Annotated in this window: 22 protein-coding genes; 6 read left to right on the top strand and 16 right to left on the bottom strand. The window is 73.4% G+C overall.

What is annotated here, in order from left to right; all coding sequences use genetic code 11:
* Positions 1–48 precede the first annotated feature (48 nt).
* Positions 49–669 carry a protein-L-isoaspartate(D-aspartate) O-methyltransferase gene (locus ACFPL3_RS25680; protein ID WP_343946706.1) on the top strand — a complete coding sequence of 207 codons (621 nt, stop codon included), beginning with the start codon at positions 49–51 and terminating at the stop codon, positions 667–669.
* Position 670: 1 nt separating this feature from the next.
* On the opposite strand, the gene ACFPL3_RS25685 is transcribed toward ACFPL3_RS25680, so the two are convergent.
* Entirely contained in the window at positions 671–2,263 is a 1,593-nt protein-coding gene (locus tag ACFPL3_RS25685; protein WP_343946707.1) for a phytoene desaturase family protein, read from the bottom strand.
* Between the two features lie 33 nt (positions 2,264–2,296).
* Here ACFPL3_RS25685 and ACFPL3_RS25690 point away from each other — a divergent pair, with 33 nt between their 5' ends.
* Genes ACFPL3_RS25690 through ACFPL3_RS25705 form a run of 4 tightly spaced genes read left to right on the top strand, consistent with a single transcriptional unit; the run spans position 2,297 to position 7,193 of the window.
* The gene (locus ACFPL3_RS25690; RefSeq protein ID WP_379589686.1) at positions 2,297–3,670 is read left to right on the top strand and encodes a pyridoxal phosphate-dependent decarboxylase family protein; all 1,374 of its coding nucleotides are present in this window, start codon (positions 2,297–2,299) and stop codon (positions 3,668–3,670) included.
* A 50-nt stretch (positions 3,671–3,720) separates the two neighbouring features.
* Positions 3,721–4,683, top strand: coding sequence for an ABC transporter substrate-binding protein (locus ACFPL3_RS25695; protein ID WP_343945541.1), 963 nt, complete (start codon positions 3,721–3,723; stop codon positions 4,681–4,683).
* Between the two features lie 3 nt (positions 4,684–4,686).
* Entirely contained in the window at positions 4,687–6,204 is a 1,518-nt protein-coding gene (locus tag ACFPL3_RS25700; RefSeq protein WP_343945542.1) for a sugar ABC transporter ATP-binding protein, read from the top strand.
* On the top strand, positions 6,201–7,193 hold the full coding sequence (locus tag ACFPL3_RS25705; protein ID WP_343945543.1) for an ABC transporter permease subunit: 993 nt from the start codon (positions 6,201–6,203) through the stop codon (positions 7,191–7,193). The genes ACFPL3_RS25700 and ACFPL3_RS25705 overlap by 4 nt, the downstream gene beginning before the upstream one ends.
* Positions 7,194–7,197: 4 nt before the next feature.
* Here the strand turns inward: ACFPL3_RS25705 and ACFPL3_RS25710 are convergent, their stop codons facing one another.
* The 13 genes from ACFPL3_RS25710 to ACFPL3_RS25770 all read right to left on the bottom strand — a co-directional run bounded on the left by ACFPL3_RS25710 (position 7,198) and on the right by ACFPL3_RS25770 (position 18,697).
* A complete protein-coding gene (locus ACFPL3_RS25710; protein WP_343945544.1) occupies positions 7,198–8,412 on the bottom strand; it encodes an epoxide hydrolase family protein in 1,215 nt (404 codons plus the stop codon).
* A gap of 35 nt (positions 8,413–8,447) precedes the next feature.
* Positions 8,448–8,714: a DUF6510 family protein gene (locus ACFPL3_RS25715; RefSeq protein ID WP_343945545.1), complete on the bottom strand. Its 267-nt coding sequence runs from the start codon at positions 8,712–8,714 to the stop codon at positions 8,448–8,450.
* Positions 8,683–9,465, bottom strand: coding sequence for a ferredoxin reductase (locus ACFPL3_RS25720; RefSeq protein ID WP_343945546.1), 783 nt, complete (start codon positions 9,463–9,465; stop codon positions 8,683–8,685). The genes ACFPL3_RS25715 and ACFPL3_RS25720 overlap by 32 nt, the downstream gene beginning before the upstream one ends.
* Positions 9,435–10,043 carry a molybdopterin-dependent oxidoreductase gene (locus tag ACFPL3_RS25725; RefSeq protein ID WP_343945547.1) on the bottom strand — a complete coding sequence of 203 codons (609 nt, stop codon included), beginning with the start codon at positions 10,041–10,043 and terminating at the stop codon, positions 9,435–9,437. Before ACFPL3_RS25725 ends, ACFPL3_RS25720 begins: the two co-directional genes overlap by 31 nt.
* Positions 10,044–10,395: 352 nt before the next feature.
* Positions 10,396–10,995 carry a cupin domain-containing protein gene (locus ACFPL3_RS25730; RefSeq protein ID WP_343945548.1) on the bottom strand — a complete coding sequence of 200 codons (600 nt, stop codon included), beginning with the start codon at positions 10,993–10,995 and terminating at the stop codon, positions 10,396–10,398.
* Positions 10,995–11,588 carry a cupin domain-containing protein gene (locus ACFPL3_RS25735; protein ID WP_343945549.1) on the bottom strand — a complete coding sequence of 198 codons (594 nt, stop codon included), beginning with the start codon at positions 11,586–11,588 and terminating at the stop codon, positions 10,995–10,997. Before ACFPL3_RS25735 ends, ACFPL3_RS25730 begins: the two co-directional genes overlap by 1 nt.
* Positions 11,589–11,621: 33 nt before the next feature.
* Positions 11,622–12,665, bottom strand: a complete 1,044-nt coding sequence (locus ACFPL3_RS25740) for a Bug family tripartite tricarboxylate transporter substrate binding protein (protein ID WP_343945550.1) — start codon at positions 12,663–12,665, stop codon at positions 11,622–11,624.
* A 17-nt stretch (positions 12,666–12,682) separates the two neighbouring features.
* A complete protein-coding gene (locus ACFPL3_RS25745) occupies positions 12,683–13,228 on the bottom strand; it encodes a tripartite tricarboxylate transporter TctB family protein (protein ID WP_343945551.1) in 546 nt (181 codons plus the stop codon).
* Entirely contained in the window at positions 13,225–14,748 is a 1,524-nt protein-coding gene (locus tag ACFPL3_RS25750; RefSeq protein ID WP_343945552.1) for a tripartite tricarboxylate transporter permease, read from the bottom strand. Before ACFPL3_RS25750 ends, ACFPL3_RS25745 begins: the two co-directional genes overlap by 4 nt.
* A 136-nt stretch (positions 14,749–14,884) precedes the next feature.
* Positions 14,885–15,874 carry an ABC transporter substrate-binding protein gene (locus tag ACFPL3_RS25755; protein WP_343945553.1) on the bottom strand — a complete coding sequence of 330 codons (990 nt, stop codon included), beginning with the start codon at positions 15,872–15,874 and terminating at the stop codon, positions 14,885–14,887.
* Between the two features lie 2 nt (positions 15,875–15,876).
* Positions 15,877–16,893 (bottom strand): amidohydrolase family protein, encoded by a 1,017-nt coding sequence (locus ACFPL3_RS25760; RefSeq protein ID WP_343945554.1) that lies wholly within the window; start codon positions 16,891–16,893, stop codon positions 15,877–15,879.
* Positions 16,893–17,576, bottom strand: a complete 684-nt coding sequence (locus ACFPL3_RS25765; protein ID WP_343945587.1) for a 4-carboxy-4-hydroxy-2-oxoadipate aldolase/oxaloacetate decarboxylase — start codon at positions 17,574–17,576, stop codon at positions 16,893–16,895. Before ACFPL3_RS25765 ends, ACFPL3_RS25760 begins: the two co-directional genes overlap by 1 nt.
* A gap of 2 nt (positions 17,577–17,578) precedes the next feature.
* Positions 17,579–18,697: a zinc-dependent alcohol dehydrogenase gene (locus tag ACFPL3_RS25770; protein WP_343945555.1), complete on the bottom strand. Its 1,119-nt coding sequence runs from the start codon at positions 18,695–18,697 to the stop codon at positions 17,579–17,581.
* A 70-nt stretch (positions 18,698–18,767) separates the two neighbouring features.
* Here ACFPL3_RS25770 and ACFPL3_RS25775 point away from each other — a divergent pair, with 70 nt between their 5' ends.
* Positions 18,768–19,721 carry a substrate-binding domain-containing protein gene (locus ACFPL3_RS25775; protein ID WP_343945556.1) on the top strand — a complete coding sequence of 318 codons (954 nt, stop codon included), beginning with the start codon at positions 18,768–18,770 and terminating at the stop codon, positions 19,719–19,721.
* Positions 19,722–19,726: 5 nt separating this feature from the next.
* Here ACFPL3_RS25775 and ACFPL3_RS25780 read toward each other — a convergent pair whose 3' ends face one another.
* Together ACFPL3_RS25780 and ACFPL3_RS25785 are read right to left on the bottom strand one after the other, a co-directional pair.
* A complete protein-coding gene (locus tag ACFPL3_RS25780; RefSeq protein ID WP_343945557.1) occupies positions 19,727–20,581 on the bottom strand; it encodes an alpha/beta fold hydrolase in 855 nt (284 codons plus the stop codon).
* Complete coding sequence (locus tag ACFPL3_RS25785) at positions 20,578–21,309, bottom strand: 3-methyl-2-oxobutanoate hydroxymethyltransferase (protein WP_343945588.1); 732 nt, start codon at positions 21,307–21,309, stop codon at positions 20,578–20,580. Before ACFPL3_RS25785 ends, ACFPL3_RS25780 begins: the two co-directional genes overlap by 4 nt.
* Between the last annotated feature and the right edge of the window lie 39 nt (positions 21,310–21,348).

Here is a 21,348-nt window from a genome sequence, read left to right on the forward strand (position 1 = left end):
CGGCCCAACCCCGCGCATGGGTCGGGGGCGCCGCGGGAACCCGCGGGCATGGCGAGCCGGGAGGCCGAGCGCGCCGCCATGGTGGAGCGCCTGCGCGCCCAGGGGATCACCGACGAGCGCGTCCTCGACGCGATGCGGCAGGTGCCGAGGGAGCGGTTCGTGCCGCCCGGGATGGCGCGCGACGCCTACCGGGACACCCCGCTGCCCATCGGCCTCGGCCAGACCATCTCCGCGCCGCTGATCGTCGCGCTCTGCACGGCGGCCCTGCAGGCCGGGCCCGACGCGCACGTCCTCGAGGTCGGCACGGGGTCGGGGTACGGGGCGGCCGTGCTCGCGCACCGCCACCGCTCGGTGGTGACGATCGAACGCCACGCCGCGCTGGCCGAGCGCGCCCGCGCCGCGGTCGCGGCGATCGGGTGCACGAACGTCGAGGTCCGCACCGGCGACGGCGCGCTCGGCGCCCCCGACCGCGCCCCCTTCGACGGGATCGTCGTCACGGCCATGGCCCGCGACGAACCCCCGCCCGCGCTGCTGGAGCAACTCGCGCCGGGCGCCGCACTGGTCTGCCCGGTCGGGCGCCGCGGGTCGGGACGGCTCCTGCGCTACCGGTCGGGCCGCGTCGAGGACCTCGGCGCCGTGGCGTTCGTGCCGCTGGTGACCGGGGGCTGAGCTAGGACCCGATCACCCGGCGCACCCGCTCCCGGGGTGTCGGCGCCGCGAGCCGCCGGGCCACGAGGTGCCCGGACGCCCCGCCCAGCCCGGGGCCCGGGTGGGTGGACGCGCCGATGTGCCACAGCCGCGGCACGGGCGTGGCGTGGCTCGAGCGCCACAGGAAGTTCTGGTCCAGCTCGGCCGACCCGCCGTACGGGTCGCCTGCCACCGCGTTCGGGTTGTACGCCGCCAGGTCGACCGGAGTGATCACGTCGACCCCGACCACCAGGTCGCGCAGCCCCGGCGCGTGCGCGGCCACCCGGTCGAGCACCCGGTCGGCGTACCCGCGGGCCAGCCCGGCGTCCCAGCCCGCGCTCACGTCCAGCTCGCCCGCCGCGTCGCCGGCCGGGGCGAACGGCACCTCCTGCAGCTGCAGCCACAGCGCGGCCGCGCCCGCGGGCACCCGCGAGGGGTCCAGGACGTGCTGCTGGCCGACCACCACGGTCGGGTGCCGGGGCAGCAGGCCCGCCTCGGCCTCCGCGCAGGCGATCGCCGTGGACGACGAGCCGTCGGAGAGGTGGACCAGCGGCACCGCGCCCAGCGCCGGATCGCGCCACGGCACCGGCCCCGACAGCGCCACGTGCACCTGCACCGCCGCCCGCCCCGGCCGGAACCGCGCCGCGTCCTCGGCCACCCCGGCCGGCACGGCCCCGGGCGGCAGCAGCGACCCGTACAGCGCGCGCGGCGCGACCGACGCGAGAACGGCCCGCCCTGCCGGGATGCTCCAACCCTCGCCCGCCACCCCGGCGGCCACCCCGTCCCGCAGCACCACCCGGTCGACCCGGCGATCGGTGTGCACCGCGACGCCCCGCTCGGCGAGCAACCGCTCCCACGCGGTGAGGAAGTTCCCCGCGCCGCCGACCACGACGGGCAGACCCGCGGCGTGCAGGGTGGCGGCGAACACCGGCACCATCAGCCCGCCCGACGCGCTGTCGGGCGCGAGACCGGCGTGCAGCAGCCAGGGCGCCCAGAGCCGGTCCACCTCGGGGCCACGGAAATGGGTGCGCAGCCACGCCCGCCCGCTGGTGACCGCCTCCCGCGCGTAGGCCGCCACCTCGCGGCGCCCACCCTCGCGGGCGAGCCCGAACAGGGGTGCGAGCACGCCGGGCGAGCGCAGCTCGCTGCCCAGCAGCCCGCCGAGGTGCGCGGCGTGCGACCCGAACCGCGCGATCGCCGCGCGGTAGGCGTCGCGGTCGGCAGGCTCGGCGAAGCCCGCCACGGTGGCCTCGACGTCGCGGTGGGCGAGCGTCACGGCGCCGTCGGCGGACACCGTGGCCGTGACCGGCCCGTCGGCGTTGGCGTACTCCAGGCCGTGCCGGTGCAGGTCGGCGCCCAGATCCGCGTAGACGGGACCGGTGACGAAGAGCGGGTGCCACGAGGAGTAGGTGTCGTGCCGGTAGCCCGGCACCGTGCGCTCGCCGCCCGCGACGAACCCGCCGATCCGGGGGTGGTCGTCGACGAGCGCGACCGACCACCCGGCGCCTGCGAGGTGCGCGGCGGCCGCCATCCCGTTGATCCCGGCCCCGACCACCACGGCGTCCACGTGATCCACGGGCCCAGCGTATGGCCTTCGTACGATCCGGCGATGGACCTGCGATCGCTCCTGCACCACGCCGCGGACGTCGCCGCGGACTACCGGGCGTCGCTGCCCGACCGTCCCGTGCAGGCGCCGGTCGACGAGGAGACGCTGCTCGCGCGGTTCGGCGGGCCGCTGCCCCGCACGGGCACCCCGCCCGAGCGAGTGGTGGCCGATCTCGTGGCGGCCGCCGAGGGCGGGTTGATGAGCACCGCGGGGCCGCGCTACTTCGGGTTCGTCGTGGGAGGCGCGCTCCCGGCCGCCACCGCGGCGGACGTGCTCGCCGCCGGGTGGGACCAGGCCCCGTTCAACGCCGCGCTCTCCCCCGCGGGCGTGGCCGCCGAGCGGGCGGCGGGCCGGTGGCTGCTCGAACTGCTCGGCCTGCCCGCCACCGCCACCGTCGGCATGGTCACCGGGGCGCAGGCGGGCAACACCGTGGGGCTCGCCGCGGGCCGCCACCGGGTGCTGCGCGACGCGGGCTGGGACGTCGAGCGCGACGGGTTGCAGGGCGCCCCGCGGGTCCGGATCGTGGCGGGCGAGGAGCGCCACGCCACGATCGACCGCGCCGCGCGGCTGCTCGGCCTGGGCGCGGCCGCGATCCGGCCCGTCGCCGCCGCCCGCAACGGCGCCGTCGACCTCGCCGACCTGGGCCGGGTGCTCGCCGCCGAGCCCGGCGCGCCGACGATCCTGTGCCTGCAGGCGGGCAACGTCAACACGGGCGCCTGCGACGACCTGCGCACGGCCGTGGCGCTGGGCTGCGAGCACGGCGCGTGGGTGCACGTGGACGGCGCGTTCGGGCTGTGGGCGGCCGCCGCGCCCGGGCGCGCCCACCTCGTCGAGGGCGCCGAGCTGGCCGACTCGTGGTCCTGCGACGGGCACAAGTGGCTCAACGTGCCCTACGACTGCGGCTTCGCGATCTGCGCGCACCCGGACGTGCACGTCGCGGCCATGAACTACGCGGCGAGCTACCTCACCGGCTCCGGTGGCCCGGTGCCGATGCCCGGCGACCTCGTCCCCGAGTCGTCGCGCCGCGCCCGCGGGTTCGCCGTGTGGGCCGCGCTGCGCGAACTCGGCGCGGAGGGGATGGCCGAGCTGGTGGAACGGTGCTGCCGGCTCGCCGCCCGCTTCGCCGAGGGGCTGGCGGCCCGTGGGCTGGAGATCGCGAACGAGGTCGTGCTCAACCAGGTGCTCGTGGGCTTCGGCTCCGACGACCGCACCGACGCGGTGATCGCGGCGGTGCAGCGCGACGGCACGTGCTGGATGGGCGGCACCACCTGGCGCGGCCGCCGGTACATGCGCATCGCCGTGTCCAACGCGGCCACGACGGAGGCCGACGTCGACCGCTCGGTCGAGGCGGTGGTGCGCGCCGTCGCTCTTATCTGATGTGTGCGTTAACATCGCGTCCCGCGACGGTGCGAGCAGGAGGTACGAGGATGGGGCTGCGGCAGCGACTGCTGGTGGCGAGCGGGCTGGTGCTGGCGTGCACCGTGGCCACGGCCTGTAGCGAGGGTGATCCGGTCACCGCCGAGCGGGGAGGGCCGGGAGCGAAGGTCGAGACGATCGGCCTGATGGTCCAGGACCTGTCCAACCCGTTCTTCCAGTCGATGGCCAACGGCGTGCAGGCCGCGGCGGAGAAGATCGGTGCCACCGTCAACGTGCAGGACGGGCGGCAGGACCTCGGCGCGCAGAACGAGCAGATCGACGCGTTCATCCAGCAGCAGATCGACGTGCTGCTGATCAACGCCGTCGACTCCGACGGCATCGGGCCCGCGGTCGACCGCGCCAAGGAGGCCGGGATCCGGGTGGTGGCCGTCGACGTCGCGGCGCGGGGCGCCGAGGCGCAGGTCACCCTCGACAACACCGCGGCGGGCAACCTGGCCTGCACCTACCTGGCCGACCAGATCGGCGGCGCGGGCGACATCCTGCTGATCAACGGCACGCCGATCTCGTCGGTGCAGGACCGCGTCACCGGGTGCAAGCAGGCGCTGCAGAACTACCCGCAGATCAGCATCGTGGCCGAGCAGAACGGCGACAACGGGCGCGCCGAGGCGCTCACCATCGCCACCGACATGCTCACCGCGCATCCCGACGTGAAGGGCATCTTCGGGATCAACGACCCCACCGCCCTGGGCGCCACGCTCGCCGCGCAGCAGGCCGGTATCGGCGGCCTGGTGATCGTCGGGGTCGACGCGTCGCCCGAGGCCGTGGCGGAGCTGCAGAAGCCGGACTCGATGTTCGAGGCCACGGCGGCGCAGGACCCCAACACCCAGGGCGCGATCGCGCTGGAGATGGCCCAGAAGCTGTTCGCGGGCGAGCAGCTGGAGGAGCAGTCCGTGCTCGTGCCCACCGAGATGATCACCCGCGAGAACCTGGCGCAGTACAAGGGCTGGCAGTAGGGCATGACCGCCCTGGTCTCCATGGAGGGCGTCACCAAGTCGTTCGGTGGCGCCCCCGCCCTGCGGGGCGTCGACTTCGACCTGCGCACCGGCGAGGTCCACGCCCTCATGGGGGAGAACGGGGCGGGCAAGTCGACGCTGATGAAGGTGCTGGCCGGCGTCCACAGCCCCGACGCGGGCACGATCCGCATCGACGGGAAGCCGGTCACCATCTCCTCGCCGATCGAGGCCACCGCGCTCGGAATCGCGATCATCCACCAGGAGCTCAACACCGTGCCCGACATGACGGTGGCGGAGAACCTGGCCCTGGGCGCCGAGCCGCGCACGCGCTGGGGTGCGCTCGACCGCAGGCGCGTGCTGCGCGACGCCGAGGAGAAGCTCGCCCGCGTCCGCGCCGACATCGACCCCCGGCTGCCGATGCGGCGCCTGTCCGTCGGCCGCCAGCAGATGGTCGAGATCGCCCGCGCGCTCGCCGAGGACGCCCGGGTGCTCGTGCTCGACGAGCCCACGGCGGCGCTGTCGGACCGGGAGGCCCGCCGGCTCTTCGCGCTCATCGACGAGATGCGCGCCGCCGGGATGGGGCTGGTCTACATCAGCCACCGGATGGAGGAGGTCTGGGAGCTCGCCGACCGGGTCACGGTGTTCCGCGACGGGCGGTCGGTGGGCACCAGCGAGAAGGCCGAGATCACCCCGGAGCGGGTGGTCACCCAGATGATCGGGCGCAACGTCGAGGACCTCTACGTCCACGACGACCGCACCCCCGGCGAGGTCGTGCTGCGGGTGCGCGGCCTCACCGACGGCGCCGGGATCGGCCCGGTCGACCTGGACCTGCGGGCGGGCGAGGTCGTGGGCATGGTCGGCCTGATCGGTGCCGGCCGCACCGAGATCGCGAGGATGATCTACGGCGCCGACCGCGCCCGGGGCGGCACCGTGGAGCTCGAGGGCAGGGTCCTGGGCGAGCGCTCCCCCGACACCAGCATCCGCGACGGCATCGGCCTGCTCCCCGAGAGCCGCAAGGAACAGGCCTTGTTCCTGCAGATGTCGATCCGCGACAACCTCGTCACGTCCGCGCTCGGCAGGCTCTCCCGCCTCGGTGTGCTGCGCCGCGGCGCCATCGGTGACGCGGCGCGCAGGCAGATGGACGCCCTGGGCATCCGCACCCCGCCCACGCGGGAGGCGGGGCACCTGTCCGGCGGCAACCAGCAGAAGGTGGTGCTGGGGCGCTGGCTCACCGTCGGCCCGCGGGTGCTGATCCTCGACGAGCCCACGCGCGGCGTGGACATCGGCGCCAAGCACGAGATCTACCGGATCATCAACGAGCAGGTCAGCCGCGGCGTCGCGGTGCTCGTGGTCTCCTCCGACCTGCCCGAGGCGCTCGGCATCAGCGACCGCGTCCTCGTGGTGCGCGGCGGGCGGATCGTGGCCGAGCTCGACCGGTCGGAGGCCACGGAGGAGGCGGTCATGCTGCACGCGACGGGAGTCGCCACCGCCGCGGAGAAGAACGGAGGCACCACGGCATGACCCGGACCGCCCCGGCGGGCACGCCGGCGACCGAGCCCGCGGAGCGCACCCGGCCCAGCTTCGGCCAGGTGTGGGACCGCTACGGCATCCTCGTCGTGCTGCTGGCCATGGTCGCGCTGATGGCTGTGATCGCGCCGAACTTCCTGAGCCTGTCCAACGGCTTCAACGTGGCCCGCGCCGTCTCGATCAACGCCGTGCTGGCGGCGGGGATGACGCTGGTGATCCTGACCGGTGGCATCGACCTGTCGGTGGGGTCCGTCATCGGCGTCTCCGGCGTCTCGTCGGTGCTGCTGTGGAACGCGGGCGCCCCCGCCGTCGTCGCCGTGCTCGGCGGGATCGCGGTCGGCGCGGCCGCCGGGCTGCTCAACGGCTTCCTCGTGGCCTACCTGGCGCTGCCCGCGTTCATCGTGACGCTCGGGGCGCTCACCTACCTGCGCGGCACCGCCTACGCCCTCACCGACGGCCAGCCGCTGATCGCCGAGGGCGACCTGGGATTCCGCCTGCTGGGCAACGGCAACATCGCCGCGATCCCCTCCCCCGTGGTGGTCATGGTGATCACCTACGTGGCGGTGTGGTTCATCCTCGAACGCACCACGTTCGGCCGCCACATCTACGCAGTGGGCGGCAACGTCGAGGCCGCCCGCCTGGCCGGCATCAAGGTCCGGCGGGTCCTGCTTCAGGTGTACCTGCTCGCCGGGCTCACGGCCGGCCTCGCGGGCGTCATGTTCGCCGCGCGCGTCGAGTCCGGCCAGCCCCGCGCGGGCGAGGGCTACGAGCTCGACGCGATCGCCGCGGTGGTGCTCGGCGGCACCTCGCTCTTCGGCGGCCGCGGCCGCATCCACGGCACGTTCGTCGGCGCGCTCATCATCGGCGTCCTCAGCAACGGCCTGGTGCTCATGAACGTCCCGTTCTTCACCCAGCTGATCATCAAAGGCGCGGTCATCATCGTGGCCGTGGGCCTGGACAGCCTGAAGAACTGGCGTTCCTAGCCGGTCACGCCCGCAGCGGCCGGAACGCGGCCCGCAGCTCGGCGGCGAAGACCTCCGGCTCCTCCCAGGCGGGGAAGTGGCCGCCGCGCTCGGCCTCGTGGAAGTACACGACGCCGGGGTAGACGGTCTCCACCCAGCTGCGCGGGGCCGCCCAGATCTCGCCAGGGAACGTCGTGAAGGCCACCGGCACCGCGACCGGCGGTGGTTCCCGGCCCGTCGCCGCGGCCACCGCGACGAACTGCCCGAACTCCCAGTACCAGCGGGCGGCCGAGGTGCCGGTGCCCGTGAGCCAGTACAGCGAGATGTTGTCGACGACGTGCTCCCGCGTGAGGTTGCCGACGGGGTCGCGCTCGACGAAGGCGCGGGACATCTTGTAGTAGCTGTCCGTGTCGTGGTCGAGCAGCCAGGCCGCCAGCCCGACCGGCGAGTCCAGCAGGGAGTAGCCGATCGTCTGCGGCCGGGTGGACTGCTCCAGGAAGTAGCCGAACCCGTCGGTCATGAAGGTGTGGAGCGCGTCGTGCGCCGCCCGTTCGCGCTCGGAACCCGCGGGCAGCCGGTCCGCGAGGCCGAGCGCCCCGGCGAGCAGGTTGACGTGGATGCCGGCCAGCCCCTCGGGTGCCTGACGCGCCATCGCGTCGGTCACGGTGGCGCCCACATCACCGCCCTGCGCAACGTAACGCGAGTAGCCGAGGCGCTCCATCAGCTCCGCCCACGCGCGCGCGATGCGACCGGACTCCCAGCCGGGCTCGGCCGGCTCGCTCGAGAAGCCGTAGCCCGGCAGCGACGGCAGCACCAGGTGGAACGCGTCCTCGGCGGCGCCGCCGTGGGCGGTCGGATCGGTCAGCGGCCCGACCGTCTCCAGCAGCTCGATCACCGATCCGGGCCAGCCGTGCGTCATGATCAGCGGCAACGCGTCCTCGTGCCGCGACCGCACGTGGACGAAGTGGACGTCGACCCCGTCGATCTCCGTGGTGAACTGCGGCAGCGCGTTCAGCCGCGCCTCGCAGGCCCGCCAGTCGTACTCGGTGGCCCAATACCGGGCCAGTGCTCGCACCGTTGCGAGCTGCACGCCCTGCGCGCGGTCCGCGACCAGTTCCCGGGTGGGCAGGCGCGTCGCGACGAGCCGGCGGCGCAGCTCCGCGAGCTGCTCCTCCGGCACGTGGACCTCGAACGGGTCGATCGCGGTGCGACCGGTGTGCGGGACGGTGGTGCTCGTCATGACGACCTCCTCCAGGTGCTGGTTCACGTGCTGGTTCAGGTGCTGATGTCGAGTGCTGCGACGCCGCTCATGTCCAGCCACGTGCGCCCCGGCGTCTCGGCGATCCGCAGCACCATCGCCTCGCAGGCCGGGCAGCGCACGACCATGCCGGGTGCATCGGCGTAGACGTGGTAGGCCCCCAGCGGGGCCGTCGAGCCGCACCCGGCGCACCGGGTGCGCGCGGCGGTGGTCTCGAAGGCGAACACTGCCGACAGCCGGCCTGCGACGGCGTTACCGTCGAGCCGTCGGGACTCCGGGGTCATGGCGGGCTCCTCTCGCATCCCCGAACCGCTCGATCCGCACGGCTGCCGGCGCGTGCCCCGACGCGACGAGGCCGTCCGCCACCGCCTCGGCGAAGCCGGTGGTGCCGCAGACGAAGACGCGCGGCTCCCGGCGGGCGGGCCAGACGTGGTCGCGCACGGTCTGCGGGGTGAGCCGCCCGCACGGGCCGGTCCACCCCGGCGGCCACTCCCGGGTCAGGGCGATCGTGACACCGATCCCGCGCGCCTCGTGCTGCTGCAGGCGGGCGTGGCCGATGACGTCGGCGGGGGTCCGCGCCGAGTACAGGAGGCGGACCGGGGCTCCGGACCCGGTCGCGGCGTGGTGGTCCAGCATCGACAGGAACGGCACCACTCCCGATCCCCCGGCCACGAGCTGCACCGGCGCGTCATCGCGGGCGTCCCACACGAAGTAGCCGCCGATCGGGCCCCGCAACTCCAGCTGGTCCCCGGCGCGCAGCACGTCGGTGAGGTACGGCGAGACCTCCCCGTCGTCGAGCCGCTGCACCACCAGGTCCACGGTGGCGTTGCCGGGCGCCGACGCGACGGAGTAGCTGCGCTGGGCCTGGTACCCGTCGGGCGCGGTGAGCCGGACGTCGACGTGCTGGCCGGGCAGGTGCCCGTCCCACCCGTCGATCCGCAGCGCCAACCGGCGGACGCCGCGGGCCTCGGGCGCGTTCGCGGCGACGGTGGCGAGCCGCCAGGTCAGTCGCCCGCGTACCGCTGCTCGCGCCACGGGTCGCCGTAGATGTGGTAGCCCAGCGACTCCCAGAAGCCGGGTTCCTCGACGCTCGACAGGGCCGCGCCGCGCACCCACTTCGCGGACTTCCAGAAGTACAGGTGCGGCACGAGCAGCCGGGCCGGGCCGCCGTGCTGCGCCTCGAGGGGCTCGCCCTCGTACCGGTCGACGATCCAGGCCTGCCCGTCGGTGACGTCCTCGAGGGGCAGGTTGGTGGTGTAGCCGCCGTCGCAGAACGCCAGCAGGTGGTCGGCCGCGGTGTCGACCCGGTCGAGCAGGGTGTCGAGGGGGACGCCGCTCCAGGCGGTCGCGAACTTCGACCACTTCGTGACGCAGTGGATGTCGACGGTGATCTCCTCGTGGGGCAGGTCCTGGAACTCCCGCCACGTCAGCCGCAGGGGCTCGTCCACCTCGCCGACGATCGAGAGATCCCAGTCCTCCAGGGCGGTGCGCGGCGTCGGCCCGGCCGACAGCACCGGGAAGCCGCTGCCGATGTCGTACTGTCCCGGGGGCAGCGCGTCCGTCTCCGGCCGGCCCTCGGGCCTGCCGACGAACCCCCGCGAGACGAATGCCATGCGCACACCCCGATCCGGCCGGCACCCGGCGGTGGGTGTGGTCCCACCGCGGCGACGCGACAGTGTGCTCGCCGGATCGCCCGGCACCAACGGCCGCCGCGCCGCCGGCCACCGGTGGGCGCGGCGCCACGGGCCCACCCGAGGCCACCGGGGTGACCCCCGTCCGGGGCGGCGCCTGCGCCGGGCGGCGCAGAGCGCGCCGGCCCGGGGTGCCCTGACGGCCGAGCCGACGCCCGGACGGGGGGCGGAATCCCCGGACCTCGCGGCGCCGGCTGCCCGAGCCGGGTGGTCTCGCGCAGGTGCAGGGGAGGTTCGGCCACCCGGAGGCCCGTTGGTCCTCCGCCCGCGACGCCTACCCGGCGCGCAGGTACCCGCGGATCTTCTCGGCGTCGAGCACGACCGACGGGTCGTACTCCGGCGCGTCCTCGATCTGCTCCAGGTCGTTCAGGCCGGAGTGCTTGTAGATCCGGTTGATCGCCGAGATGAGCCGGGCGGGCCGGTGGGGATCGGCGTTGAAGTGCTGGTGGATCGTGTTCGGCGGCACGTAGATCACGTCACCCGCCTCCCACTCGAACCGCTTGACCTCGTCCTGCGGCTTCCAGTGGTAGGTGTCGGTGATCTCGACGTCGCAGTCCTGGTGCAGGTCGTAGCCGCGGCCCTCCACCACGTAGAGGCACTCCTCGGCGAGGTGGCGGTGCTTACCGGATCGGCTCCCGGCCGGGATGATCTGCATGTAGGCGTCGACCGTCTCCATGCGCGTGTTCATGTCCTCGTTGATCAGGTGCTTGAGCAGCCCCTGCCGGGACATCTCCCACGGCATGTCCGACGGTTTGAGGATCTTGCGCCGCCCCGCGTTGCGCCGGGGGGCGTCGGCTGCGTCCTGCAGCAGGTCGGCGTAGAGCGGGGCGTTCTCGGTGCCCGCCAGCCACGCACCCGACTCCGACCACGCCATCAGTACCCCTCCGGAGGATGGTTGAAGTCCTCTTCCTCCTCGCGGACCTCGAACCCGACGCCCTCGGGCGTGGGCGTGGTCTGCCGCGGCTCGACCTGCTTCTGGAAGAGCATGTTCATGAACATGTACATCGGCTTGGTCTTGATGACCAGCGCGCGGGCCGGGCGCTCGGGGTCGGCGTTGAAGTGCTGGTGCACGCAGTTGTTGTGCACGATCGCGACGTCGCCCGCCTCCCAGTCGTAGCGCTCGCCGTCGTGGATCTCGTAGCCGCGCCCGTCGAGGATGTAGAAGGCCGCCTCGTTGACGTGACCGTGCTTCTGCGACTTCCCGCCGGGGCCGTACTCCTCCAGGTGCAGGTGGAAGGTCTGCGTGATGCCGTCCTTCGGTTCCACGTAGTGGCGGCTGTACGCCTGCGGCCCGTCGACGAACTTGATCTCGCTGGCCTTCTGCACCCGCGGCATCGACCGCAGCCGCTCGAGCTCGGCGGTGAGCCCGTACTCGCCCTGGATCGCGCGGACGAAGGTGCGGTTCTTGTTGCTGTGGTACAGCTGCTCGTGCGCCTCGCCGGGCTGCGGGTCGTCGGGCGGTGGCATGCCGGCCCCCTTCGCATGGTCTGACATTCGAACTTAATACATGCCTGCCAGCAGCTCGCGGTACTGCGGCGGCGCGGTGATGATCCGCTCCACGAGCCGGTCGAGGTCCTCTCCGCTGAGGTAGGCGAGCTCGCGCTCCTGCTGCTGGGCCGCGGCGAGCAGGTCCGGGTTGGCCATCACCGCGGCCATCGCCTCCCGCCAGCAGCTCTTCGGCGCGTCCTCCATCCCGGGCGGGCCCACGAGCGGGCGGCCGATCTCGATCAGCGCGAGGTGCGCGTCGACCAGCGCCCGCTGCTCGTCGGTCATCGGCACGTCACGGACCCACGGCACCTCGACCCGCAGCCACGGCGACGGCACCTCGCCCATGCGCAGGACGGGGGTCTGCGTGCCCTCCTCCACGGCCTGGCGGCGGCTGCCGGGGTTGCCGGACATGCCGTCGATGGCGCCCTGCAGGATCGCCAGCTCGGTCTCGCCCGAGCCGGGGAACCCGGTGACGACCTCGGCGTTGATGCCGAACACCGCGTTCAGGAGCGAGGCGGTGACGTAGTCCTCCGCGCCCGGTCCGGTGGACCCCCACCGGAAGCCCTGCGCCGCGCGCACGGCGTCGAAGGTCTGGTAGGGCCCACTCGCGCTGGTGACGATCAGCGGGGGCTCGCTCACGACGCGGCCGATGTAGGTGAAGTCGTCGAGGCCGAACTGCGCCCCCTCGGCCCCGGCGAGGGACGAGCCGCCCGCACCGACGCCGTTCATGATCGCGATCGTGGTGCCGTCGGGCCGGGCCGTGAGGAGGTTGTTGAGCGCCAGCAGGCCACCGGCGCCGGGCTGGTTCTCCACGGCGATCGTGGTGCCGGTCTGCTCCTCCAGGTAGGGCGCGAGCAGGCGCACGTAGGAGTCGTAGCCGCCGCCCGGCTCGTAGGGCACCACCAGGGACACGGTCTCCCCGTCGAGCGTGGAGCAGGCGGTCAGGGCCTCCGCCGAGCTCGCCTGGCCGCTGGAACACCCCGCCAGCACGGCTGCCCCGACCCCCAGCGCCGTTACCGCCGTGAGGCCCCGCCGTCGGGACGAGCGGTCACCCATCGAAGATCCCCTCGAGTTCAGTCCAGGAGCAGGCCGGACGGCGTCGGAACGCCGAGCGCCAGCTCGAATGCGACGTACAGCAGGACAGCACTCACAATGGCGTAGATAGCGCTGAAGATCCACGTCCTCCCGCCGGCGAACCTGAGGTAGAGCAGCGAGAAGATCGGCGCTGTGAGGTAGAGGCCGACCACGTAGAGCAGCACGAAGAACGTCGTCACCCAGGCGAGCGCTGACGCCCAGGCCCGCGCCCCCGCCGTCCGGAAGACGTGCGCGACGTCGTCGGGGTCGCCATCGGTGTCGCCGTCGGGGTCGCCCTCGGGAGCCGGCGCGGGCCGCCACAGCCGCGGCACCACCAGCCCGAGGTGCAGCGCCGCGAGCGCGACGCCGGCCACCGTGACGAGGCGCGGGAACAGCGCGGCCCGCAGCGACCACCCGCCGGCCTCGACGAACGCCCACGCGAACAGGGCGAGGAGCAACACCGTGACGGCGACGTCGGCCACCGCCTCGGGCGAGGGGCGCCTGCGCACATCCGCATCCCCGGTGGCCGGCTCGGCGGAGGTCACACCGCCTCCTCCTCGCTCGCGGGTGTCGGCGTCGGCGGGCTCTTCCGCCGGTGGCGGAACCTCCGGATCGCCGGGGCCAGGATCGCCAGGAGCATCGCCGCGGCGATCACGAGGACCACCGGCCGGCTCAGCCACGTCCACCCGTACAGCGAGTGGGACAGGAACAGGTAGCGCTCGGCCAGCGAGCCGAGCACGACCGCGAGCAGGAACGGCACACGCGGCCAGTCGTACCGGATGCAGACGACGCCCACCGCGGCGGCCCCGATCATGACGAGGACGTCGGCGAACGCGTTGCTCGACGTGTAGGCGCCCAGGGCGAGCACGAGCAGCAGGAACGGCACGAGGAGCGGGCCGGAGACGAAGGTGAGCCGGGTGAGCGGCCGCAGGATCAGGAATGCCGCCGCCACCGCCACGGCGTTGGCCAGGACGGTGACCCAGATCATCGAGAACGTGACGTCGAGCGAGGTGGTGAGCATCTCCTGGCCGGGGTTGAGCCCCACCACGAGGAAGGCCGACAGCAGCACGGCGCTGCCGGCGCCGCCGGGGATGCCGAAGCCGATCGTCGGGATCAGGGAGCCGCTGTCCTTGGCGTTGTTCACCGCGCCGGCCGCGATCACGCCCTCGATCGAGCCCTTGCCGAACATCTCCGGGTTCTTGGAGCTCTGCTGTGCGGCGCCGTAGGCCATGAACTGGGCCACGGTGCCCCCGAGGCCCGGCACCACCCCGACGCCCGTGCCGATCGCGCTGGAGCGGATCACGAGCGCCCAGTGCCGCAACACGTCGCGCAGGCCCTCACCGACGCCGGTGATCGGGGTGCCGGTGCCGGTGTCGGTGCGCGCGATGCTGCGCCGGGTGAGCATGATCTGCAGCACCTCGGCGCCGCCGAAGAGGCCCACGACCAGCGGGACGATCCCGATGCCGTCCCACAGGTAGAGCAGGTCGAAGGTGTAGCGCGGCACGCCCTCCTGCGGGTCGATGCCGACCAGCGCCACGAGCAGGCCGAAGCTCGCCATGACGAAGCCCTTGAGCAGCCGCCCACCGGAGAGCGCCACCACGAACGTCAGGCCGAGGACGGTGAGGGCGAAGAACTCCGGCGGGCCGAACAGGAGCACCACCGGGCGGATGATCGGGATGGACAGCGCGAGCACGAGCGCGCCGAAGACCGCACCGAGCGCGGAGGACAGGAGCACCGCGCCGAGCGCCCGCCCGGCCTCGCCCCGCTTCGTCATCGGGTGCCCGTCGAGCACCGTGGCCGCCGACGTGGCCTCTCCCGGCACCCCGAACAGGACGGACGTGATGTCGCCGGTGGTCGAGGTGACGACCCACATCCCGAGCAGGAACGCGAAGGCCTCCACCGGCTGCATGTCGTAGGTGAAGGGGAGCATCAGCGCGAGCGTCACGGCCCCGCCCAGGCCGGGGAGGATCCCCACCACGAAGCCGATGGCCACCCCGAGGAGCATCAGCGCGAGCGGCGCGGGCTGGAACACCTGCGCGAGTCCGCTCAGGGCGTCGCTCAGCACAGGGCACGCCCCGGCCGGTTGCGCGACGCTGCGGTGATCAACGGCACGGCTCGTAGTTTGGCACGACAGTCATACCTTTGCTGCGGCCGATCGGAGCACCCCTGCTCGCGTCCGGCCGGAGCACGGGGGTGCGCCTTCAGATCACGAACTCCTCGACGGCCTCCGGGGCGAACAGCTCCTCCGGCGCGTACCGCCGCCGCGACAGGCCCTGCTCGTGGTGGTAGCGCAGGAACGTCGAGAGGGTCTCCGCGTTCGCGGCGAGCCCGTAGGACCAGTAGTCCTCCCCCATCAGTGCCCTGGCCTCCTCCACCGCGGGCACGAGCCAGGGCAGGCTGAACCGCAGCGCGGAGGAGTCGTAGAGGTCGGACAACGCCGCCCGCTTGGCCAGGTGCAGCGCCTTCGTGAGGGACTGCGCGACCCAAGGGTGGCGCTCGTGGACGTCGCGGCGCACCACCACCACGTGCATGATCGGGAAGATCCCGGTGGCGGCGAAGTACTCCTTCTCCGCGGCCACCGGGTCCGCGAACAGCCGCCGCACCGGCCCACCGGGGCGGAACGACGAGGGCACGCGCGGGCTGTGGAGCGCGTCGATGGAGCCGTCGGCGAGCATCCCCGACAGCGTCGCACCGTCCGGGATCGGCGCGATCCGCACGCACCCGCCGAGGTCGACCGGCGACTTCTCGACGCGCCCCGGCGTCTCCTGGCCCCCGGTCCGGTACTCGACCGAGTCGACCGGCACGCCGTGGCGGTCGGCGAGGATCCCACGGATCCAGACGCACGCCGTGAGCTGCCACTCGGGCGTGCCGACGACCTTGCCGCGCAGGTCCTCGGGCCGCTCGATCCCGGACCCGGCGTGGACGAACACACCCCCGTGGCGGAACTGCCGCGACGGGTAGGCGGGCAGCGCGACGAACGGCGGCGGGTCGAGGTCGAGGGACATCACGTAGGACGACAGCGACAGCTCCGCCACCTCGAACTCGCGGTGGCGCATCATCCGGAAGAACGTCTCCTCCACCGGGAGGCGCAGGTAGGTCAGGTCGATCCCGTCCGGCTGGACGGTGCCCTCGTACAGCGCCCGCGTGCGGTCGTAGTCGCCGCACGCGAAGGCCAGCCGCAGCCGCGCCACCCCTACCGCCCGGCGGCGCGCAGCTGCGCGTCCAGGCGGGGGTAGACGCGCCGCACGTTGCCCTCGAACACCTGGTGGCGCTGCTCCTCGCTGAGCTCGAGCCGGTCGATGTAGGACTTCGTGTCGTCCCACGGGACGCCGGTGTCGGGGTCGGCGCCGCGGACCGCGCCGAGCATCTCCGAGGCGAAGAGGATGTTCTCGACCGGCAGCACGCGGGCGAGCAGGTCGATCCCGGGCTGGTGGTAGACGCAGGTGTCGAAGAAGACGTTGGACAGCAGCGTCGCGGGGTCGGGCCTGCCCATCCGGATCGCGAGGCCGCGGTAGCGGCCCCAGTGGTAGGGGATCGCGCCGCCGCCGTGCGGGATGACGAACCGCAGGGTCGGGAAGCGCGTGAACAGGTCGCTCTCGAGGAACTGCATGAACGCGGAGGTGTCGGCGTTGAGGTAGTGCGCACCGAGCGCGTGGAAGTTGGGGTTGCACGACGCCGAGACGTGCACCATCGCCGGCACGTCCAGCTCCACCATGGCCTCGTAGAGCGGGAACCAGTACTCGTCGGTGAGCGGTGGGGAGTTCCAGAACCCGCCGGACGGGTCCGGGTTGAGGTTGCAGCCGACGAAGCCGGCGTCCACGCAGCGACGCAGCTCGGCCACCGCGTCGTCGAGCGCCCCGGCGGGGGTCTGGGGCAGCTGGCAGACGGCGGCGAAATGCCGCGGGTACAGGCCCACGACCCGGGCGACGAGGTCGTTGCTCGTGGCGGCCCACGCCCGCGCGGTGGCGGGGTCCGGCACGTGGTGGGCCATCGACGACGCCCGCGGGGAGAACAGCATGAGGTCGCCGCCGCGCTCGCGCAGGATCCGCAGCTGATTGCCCTCCACGCTCTCGCGGATGGCGTCGTCGCTCACCTCGGCGGGTGCGGGTGCGGGCAGCGCCGGGTCGGCCAGCGCGGCCAGCTGGGCCTCGCGGAACTCCACCTGGGCCGCCGGGACGGTCGTGTAGTGGCCGTGGCAGTCGATGATCATCAGTGGTGGTCCTCCGCGTCCACGTACGTCAGGCCTTTCGCGGCGAGCGCCTCGCGCATCGCGTTCACGTCGAGGCTCAGCTCGCCCTTGGCGTAACGCTCCCGCGCCCGCGCCTCCCGATCCTCGCGGGCCCGGGAGGCGGCCAGCGCATCGGCCGCCCGCGCACGCGGCACGACGACGACCCCGTCGTCGTCGGCGACCACGACGTCACCCGGCTCCACCCACTGCCCGGCGCACACCAGGCCGACGTTGACGTCGCCGAGCGTCTCCTTGACCGTGCCGAAGGCCGACACGTGCCGCGACCAGACCGGGAAGCCCATCTCGCGCAGCTCGGCGACGTCGCGGCAGCCCGCGTCGATCACGAGACCGCGCACGCCGCGGTGGGCGAGCGCGGTGGCGAGCAGCTCCCCGAAGTAGCCCGCCGACGACGCCGTGGTGGGCGCCACCACCAGCACGTCGCCCTCGGCGCACTGCTCGACGGCCACGTGGATCATCCAGTTGTCGCCGGGCGGCACGCTCACCGTCACGGCGGTGCCTGCCACCCGTGCGCCGGGCCAGACGGGACGCAGGGCCGGGTCGAGCAGCCCGCTCCGGCCCTGGGCCTCGTGGATGGTGGACACCCCGAACTCGGCGAGGCCCTCGACCAGCGCACGGTCGGTACGAGGTGGGTTGCGGACCACCAGGCTCACGCTTGCTCCTTCCACGGCGACAGCGAGATGTGGATCGCATCCTCCCCGGTTTCGCCCGCCAGCGTGCGGATCGCGTGATCGACCTGGCCGAGACCGAAGGTGTGGGTGGCCAGCCGTTCGAGCGGGAAGCGCCCGGACGCGAGCACGCCGAGCGCCAGCTCGACGGCCCGGTACCCGTGGCCGCGCGCGCTCGCGAGGGTGATCGCCTTCTCGGTGAGCTTCTTCAGCGGGAAGTCGGGGAACGCCGCGAGCTCGCCCTGCGTCACCATGATCCCCTCGCGGCGGCGCAACGCGTCGATTCCGAGCAGGAGCGGCGCCGTACCGGCCCCGGAGGTGCAGTCCAGCACGGTGTCGACGCCGCGGCCGCCGGTGAGCTGCAGCACCCGCGCGAGGGGGTCCTCCCGCTCGACGTCGATCACGGCGTCGGCACCCAGCTCCTCGGCCAGCGCGAGCCGGGCCGCGTCGCGTGCCGTGCCCGTCACGATGATCAGCGACGCGCCTGCCTGCTTCGCCGCCACGACCTGGGAGAGCCCCTGCTGGCCCGGCCCCTGGACGAGCACCGTGGACCCGTGGCCGACCCGCCCGGCGCGCAGCGCCCACTCGATGCCGTTGGACAGCGGCGTCACCAGCCCCGCCAGCTCGGCGGACACGCCGTCGGGGACCTTGTGCACCACGGCGTTCCACGGCAGGTACATGTACTGCGCGAACCCACCCCACAATCGGCCGGGATTGTCCGCGGAGGTGTAGCCGTATCGCCGGGCGTCCGGATTGGTGCGCCAGTCGGTGAGCGCGCAGTGGCGGTACTCCCCCGCATGGCACCATTCGCAGTGGAAACAGCCCACGTAGTGCTCGACGAAGACCCGATCTCCCTCGCCCACGCCTTTGCGCTCGGTGAACCGCCGCCCGGCCCTGGAGATGACACCGGCGTTCTCATGCCCCATGATCACGGGGGCGGCCGTCGGCGGCGTCGCGTACATTTTCACGTCGGTGCCGCAGATCCCGGCCACCTCGACCTCGAGCAGGGCGCTGTCCTCGTCCGGGTCGGGCATCGGGAACTCGCACAGCTCGGTCCTGCCGGGGCCCGTACGGACCGCTGCCAGCACCCGATCGACCATCGACCGCCTCCGTCATTGAGGTCTATTGGTAATACCATAGGGTGAGGCCGAGCCACGAGAAGGGATCGAGATGCAGGAACCCGGGCCCGTGCTGCGGACCGTCACCCGCACGCAGGGAGCCAACGAGGCGTTGAAGACAGGGGAGGTCACTCCCCACGGGTTCCGCTTCGAGTTCGAGGAGGTGCCGGTCCTCGTCTCCGGATTCCGCCGGATGGTGCGCGAGCTGGCCTACGACGTCAGCGAGATGGCGCTCATGAGCTACCTGGTGGCCAAGGAGCACGACGTCGAGTTCACCGCGCTGCCGATCTTCCTCACCCGCGGCCTGCACCACGGCGTGATCCAGGTGGCCGCCGGGAGCGGGATCCGCAGCCCGAAGGACCTGGAGGGCCGCCGCGTCGGGGTCGACCGCGGCTACACCGTCACCACCGGTGTGTGGGCGCGCGCGATCCTGCACGACGAGTACGGCGTCGACCTCGACAAGGTCACCTGGGTGCTCTCCGGCGACGAGCACGTGGCCCAGTACCGGCCGCCCGCCAACGTCGTGCCGGTCAAGCCCCCGCGCAGCCTGGAGGACCTGCTGCGCAGCGGGAAGCTCGCCGCGGTGCTCGGCGCCCCCATCGACGCCCCGGACGTCGTGCCGCTGATCCCCGACGCCACTCAGACCGCCCTCGCCGCGGTGCGCGAGCGCGGTCTGTACCCGATCAACCACCTCGTCGTCGTCCGCGACGACGTGCTGCGCCGCCACCCCGACCTCGCGGGCGGCATCTTCGACGCGTTCGCGCGCGCGAAGCAACTCTACGTCGAGCGCCTGGACAACGGGGGGATCGCCGCCCCCACCGCGCACGACCGGATGTACCGCCAGGTGCTCGAGACCACCGGCGCCGACCCCCTCCCCTACGGCCTCGACGCCAACCGCGACGTGCTCGAGCAGCTCGTGCGCACGGCCGTCGACCAGAAGATCCTCACCAAGCCGGTGAAGCTGGAGAACCTGTTCGCCGCGGGCACCCACCGGCTCGAGGCCTGACCGACTCAGACCGCGCCGAGGAACTCCATCACCCGCGCGGCCGCCGTCTCCCGCGTCGGCCCCGCGGGCCCCGCGTCCCAGAACTGCGCGCGCGGCAGGCACTCCCGCAGGTAGTGCGCCGCCGACGGGGCGTGCGACTCGTCGTGCCCCGGCACGACCAGCGCCGGCACGTCCAGGCGCAGCAGGTCCTCCGGCTCCGGCCCCGGCACCGTGTCGCGGTCGAACAGCAGGCGCGCCGTACCCGTCACCACGAGCCCGTAGCTCGCGACGTCCTGCGCCACGTACGCGGCCGCGAAGGCCGGGTCGGTGCGGATCACGCTGTTCCACGGGCCCACCCGCGGATCGGCAGAGAAGCCCGCGTCGCTCGCCCGCACGAGCTCGGCCACGCCGTCGAGCCCGTGGGCCTGCACGTGGGCGAGGTGGCGGGCGAACCGGTCCTGCTGGCGCAGCCGGTAGCGCACCCCGCCCGCGGGCGAGAACAGCACCGTGGAGCGGACGCGGCCGGGTTGGGCCACCGCCATGGCCGCGGCGCTCGAGCAGCCGACGCAGGCGCCCACGAGGTGGGCCCGCTCGATGCCGAGGTGGTCGAGCAGGCCGACCGCCTGCGCCACGTAGCGGTCCCAGGTCAGCCGCTCCACCCGGCCGCCGGACCGGCCGGATTCGCGGCGGTCGAAGGTGATGCACGTGTAGCGGGTGGCCAGCTGTCCCAGCAGGTCGAGGCGGCGATGGATCCCGACCGTGCGCCAGCTCTCGAGTGTGGAGTCGAAGCCGCCGGGCGAGAACATCAGCAGCGGGGGCCCCGACCCCGTCACCTCGAAACGGGTGGGGATCCCGTCGGCCACCGCGGTGGGCACGCTCACCGCCCCCCGGGCAGCGGGCGGGCGCCGCGCACGTCGTCGACGTAGCGCGTGAGCACGTCGAGGGTGGTCCGCGCGACGTTCACGTAGGCCGCGGGCGGGTCCTCGTCCAGGCCCGAGGCGGCGTAGCCGATCGCGGCGTGCGCCATGCGCATCCGCCCGTCGAGCCACGGCCCGCCGCCGAAACCGCCCAGCACCGGCACGGTGGCCGCCTCCGCGACCGCCGCCCCGGCCACCGGGCCCGAGTTCGTGAAGTTCAGCAGCACCGCACCCGCCTCCTCCAGCCGCCGCGCCGTGGCGACCATCTCGCCGGTCAGCTCCGGCGGCACCCGGTCGGCGGCCGACGGCGTGGAGGAGTATTCGACGCCGTGGCGCAGGGCGGTCTGGGGCGTGATGCCGAACTGCGCGAACACGGGAATCCCGGCGCGGGTGATGGCCTCCACGGCGTCGAGGTGGTCGGCGGCGCCGTCGACCTTCACGAGGTCGGCACCCGCCTCCTTCACGAAGCGGATCGCCGCCCGCACGGCCTCCGCGGGGCCCTCCTGCACCGGGCCGAACGGGAGGTCGGCCGACACCAGCGCGCGGGACACGCCGCGGCGCACCGCGCGCGCCACGACGAGCATCTCGTCCACCGTGATCTCGAGCGGGCTCGCGTGGCCCCAGAGGTTCACGCCCACGGTGTCGCCCACCGAGACGATCTCCACGCCCGCGCGGTCGGCGATCAGCGCGATCTGGTGGTCTCACGCCACCACGCCGACGATCTTGCGACC

It is taken from the genome of Pseudonocardia zijingensis (genome assembly GCF_042657305.1).
Classification (GTDB): Bacteria; Actinomycetota; Actinomycetes; order Mycobacteriales; family Pseudonocardiaceae; genus Pseudonocardia; species Pseudonocardia zijingensis.